Origin of the sequence: Streptomyces sp. NPDC051109, assembly GCF_044455885.1 — a bacterium.
Taxonomy (GTDB): domain Bacteria; phylum Actinomycetota; class Actinomycetes; order Streptomycetales; family Streptomycetaceae; genus Streptomyces.
This window is the reverse complement of record NZ_JBITFF010000064.1, coordinates 1-3,455: the sequence shown is the minus strand read 5'-3', so window position 1 is coordinate 3,455 and position 3,455 is coordinate 1. Positions and strand designations below refer to the sequence as shown.

Annotated in this window: 3 protein-coding genes and 1 pseudogene; 3 read left to right on the top strand and 1 reads right to left on the bottom strand. The window is 69.0% G+C overall.

The window, feature by feature from the left end; genetic code table 11:
• Positions 1-277: 277 nt before the first annotated feature.
• Positions 278-557 (top strand): annotated as a pseudogene (locus ACIBAD_RS37555) (hypothetical protein).
• A 409-nt stretch (positions 558-966) separates the two neighbouring features.
• Here the strand turns inward: ACIBAD_RS37555 and ACIBAD_RS37550 are convergent.
• Positions 967-1,638, bottom strand: a complete 672-nt coding sequence (locus ACIBAD_RS37550; RefSeq protein ID WP_134068383.1) for a helix-turn-helix domain-containing protein — start codon at positions 1,636-1,638, stop codon at positions 967-969.
• Between the two features lie 115 nt (positions 1,639-1,753).
• On the opposite strand from ACIBAD_RS37550, the gene ACIBAD_RS37545 reads away from it, so the two are divergent.
• Positions 1,754-2,593 (top strand): patatin-like phospholipase family protein, encoded by an 840-nt coding sequence (locus tag ACIBAD_RS37545; protein WP_134068382.1) that lies wholly within the window; start codon positions 1,754-1,756, stop codon positions 2,591-2,593.
• Between the two features lie 227 nt (positions 2,594-2,820).
• A complete protein-coding gene (locus ACIBAD_RS37540; RefSeq protein WP_398911538.1) occupies positions 2,821-3,372 on the top strand; it encodes a transposase family protein in 552 nt (183 codons plus the stop codon).
• Positions 3,373-3,455 lie beyond the last annotated feature (83 nt).

Genomic DNA, 3,455 nt, shown 5'->3' with positions numbered 1-3,455 from the left:
GGCTGCACACCTACAATCACCACCGCGGACACACCGCGCTCGCAGGCAAACCACCCGCCAGCCGCGTCCCCAACCTCACTGGGCAATACACCTAGTCCGCGCCCTCTACGAGCGCCTGGACCGCCTCGCCGACGTCGCACCCCAGCCCGTCAGGGCCCACAGAGCCGTCGCGCACCCGGACGAGACCTCCGCCGCGTCCGGGCCGGAGTTCACCCGTCCGTAGAAAGACCGCCCAGCCCCGGTCCCGTCCGCGGGCCGGGGCTGGCAGGCTGGGCGGATGGATGCCGCCTGGAGGGGTCGGCGGGTGTACGGAGCGGAGCTGGAGGACCCTTTATCCCGGCTTGGAGCCGGGCCACTGCTACGTCGAGCTGGTGGGCGGCCCGCTGGACGGGCAGCTGCTCGACGTGACCGGCTGGAGTCCGCTGGAGCTCGCGGATGGCGCCTTGCTGATGTCGGAGCGGGAGGCGTTCGGGCCGGGAGGCCGCTGTGCGTACGAGCCGGCTGAAGCCGATGGCGTCTACCCCGCCCGGTTCGGGTGGCGGGGCGATGTCCCGTAGCCGCGCCAGGGTCCGGCCGGTCGGGCGGGGCGGGGCGGTTAGGGTGCGGGTAGCCCGTGCCTATATGGCGTGCGCGGGCCAGGGCCGGTGCCCGGTGCCCAGTGCGCTCTGGGGGCAGTACCACCGGGCCGCCTCTGCGGCCGGCATGAGCATCTGCCAGTGATCATTGCCAGCGAGGTGCTGGTCCGGGACCTGATCGCTCGCACGGAGCGGGCCGTTGAGACGGTGGCTCACCTCGCCGTTGATACCGGCGTCCACGCGGCGCCCGCCGCCCCTGCTCCCGCTGCTGCTCCTGATCCGGCCCCGGATCCGGTGGCAGTGAGGTTTTCTCAGCGAACGGGCGTGTGCTGCAGGAAGTTGATCCGGCTTCGGGGAAGCGACGGACAGCCTTCGATCGTGGGGAGAGCTTTCACTTCGGGCCCCTCGCTGCGTGGGGGCCGAGGTCGTGGAGGACGTCGTTGAGTTGTGCCGGGGTGAGGGGCGGGGCGGGGAGATTGCCAGTGGGTTGTACGTGGAGGCCGTTGAGGAGCATGGCTAGATAGCGTTGCCAGATGTTGGGAACGACGGAGGTCAGGGCAGGCACTGTTCGTCCGAGCGCCGCCAGAAGCAGCAGCAGGTCCTCCGCGGTGACATCGGCGCGCATCGTGCCCTGTGCCTTGGCTCGGTCGGTCAGCAGGCTGATCGTCTCGCGGTTGTGAGTGTGCAACTCTTCGAGGGATGTGACTCCTTCGATGCCGGTGGTCATCAGGTCGTTGGCTCCCCGGTCGGCCGCCAGCCCTGCGAAGATGCCTTCCAGATAGCCCGTCAGCCCGGTCCATGCGTCGTCGCTGGCGCGGGCCTGTTCGCCCATCAGCCGGGTTTGGGTCAGGAGGTCGTGGAAGACCGCCTCGACCAGCGCCGCCCGGGTCGGGAAGTGGCGATACAGCGTGGCGTTGCCGACCCCTGCGCGACGGGCGATCTCATCCAGTGAAGCGTCGAGTCCCAGTTGTGCGAACATCTCTCGCGCGGCGGCCGTGAGCGCGTCCCGGTTGCGCTGCGCGTCTCGCCGCAGTGGCGGCGGAGCCTGTTTGCGGACAGCCATCTGCTGTACCTGCCTCTCGGACCACACGGAACCGTGGACTGTTCCCCGGTTGAGATGTTAGCGTCGCCCGCGATAACCGGGGAGATGTCCCCATTTTGTGAGGAGGGGTGGAGGCATGGCGGATACGGCGCTGGTGCTGGGTGGAGGCGGGCTGACCGCGTTCGCGTGGCAAGTCGGCATGCTGGCAGGGCTGGCCGAGGCGGGAGTGGACCTCGGCGGCGCCGATCTGCTCGCTGGCACGTCGGCCGGCGCGCTGCTCGCGGTGGAACTGGCCGCGGGAGCAGCACCGGACGACCTCTACACGGCGTGTGCCGACGGGATACGGGCCATGCCCGAGCTGAATTTCACGCTCGGCATGACGGTCAAGTACCTGTGGGCGGCGCTCGGTTCACGCGATCCGGCAACCGCGCGCAGGCGGCTGGGAAAGTTGGGGCTGGCTGTTCGCGACGTGCCCGAGACCGAGGTGTTCGACACAATCGGCCCGCTCCTGCCGGTCCATGCCTGGCCGGACAGGCCGTTGCGGCTGTTCGCGGTGGACGCGCTCACCGGTGAGCCGACCGGTTTCAGTGCCGACAGCGGGATCGACCTGGTGCGGGCCGTGTCGGCCAGCGGCGCGCTGCCCCCGCTGTTCCCGCCAATCACGATCGGGCAGGGGCGGTGGGTAGATGGTGGCGTGCGCTCCACGACCAACGCCGACTTGGTGAACGACTGCCGGCGCGTCGTCGTGCTGGCGCCGATTCCCAAGTCACCGGGGGCGAGCCCGAGCGTCGACGAGCAGGTCGATTCCCTCGTGGCAGACGGTATCCGGGCTGCTTTGCTCGTCCCGGACCATGCCTCCCGCCGCGCGTTCGGCCGCAACCCCCTGGACCCATCCCGTATCCCTGGCGCGGCCCGCGCAGGCCACCAGCAGGCCGCCGCCCACGCCGAGCACATCCACGCTGTCTGGCACGGCTGAGCCTCCCCTCCATCGAGTTCCACAAGAGGTGCCCGCGACAAGCAGATCTGCTCGGAGGACCATCGAGGTTTTCCACCGCGAAACGGTCTTCGTGAAGCAGCAAACGATCACGGCTTGTCGCGACCGGACAACCAGAGGTCGCTCAGGGACAGAGCGAATCTCCTAGCCGGACGGCCCTCACCCCAAGCTGCTGTCCAGCACAACCTGAGGCTTCACGTTGGTCACCTATGCTGCCAAGCTCGACGTCCCGCGCCACGTCGTCGAGTTCCTCGCCCGACGGCTTGCCGCTCATCGCGGCCGCATCGGGACACCCGTCGTTCTCGCTCGCTGGGGCCGTTCGCCGGGCGGTGTTGGTCCTGCGGTGGTTCCGTGAGCGCGGCTGCGTGCACTGCCTGTCCCGCGACGCGGGGATCTCGCAGGCCACCGGCTACCGCTACCTCCACGAGGGCATCGATGTTCTTGCCGACCAAGCCCCAGACCTGCACGATGTCCTGGCTCGCTGTCGGAAGAAGGGTATGAGACACGTGGTCCTCGACGGCACGCTGATCGCATCGGACCGCGTCGCCGGTGTCCGCGAGAACAGCAACGACCTGTGGTTCAGCCAGAAACACAAGGCGTTCGGCGGCATCGTGCAGGTCCTGTCGGCCCCGGACGGTACCCCGCTGTGGGTTTCCGAGGTTGAGCCTGGCTCCACCCCCGACATCACCGCAGCGCGCATTCACGCGCTGCCCGCCTTGTACAAGGCAGCCGCCGAGGGCCTGCCGACGCTAGTGACCTGAGTCGAAGATTCATCGTTGGTTGGGTATGAGTCGTCCGGGTCCGAAGATTCCGCCGTTGTCGGTGACCGATGCCCAGCGGGCCG

Bases quoted from the DNA above. Each gene is read 5' to 3' on its own strand.
- ACIBAD_RS37550 (WP_134068383.1), bottom strand. From the start codon at position 1,638: ATGGCTGTCCGCAAACAGGCTCCGCCGCCACTGCGGCGAGACGCGCAG.
- ACIBAD_RS37545 (WP_134068382.1), top strand. From the start codon at position 1,754: ATGGCGGATACGGCGCTGGTGCTGGGTGGAGGCGGGCTGACCGCGTTC.
- ACIBAD_RS37540 (WP_398911538.1), top strand. From the start codon at position 2,821: ATGCTGCCAAGCTCGACGTCCCGCGCCACGTCGTCGAGTTCCTCGCCC.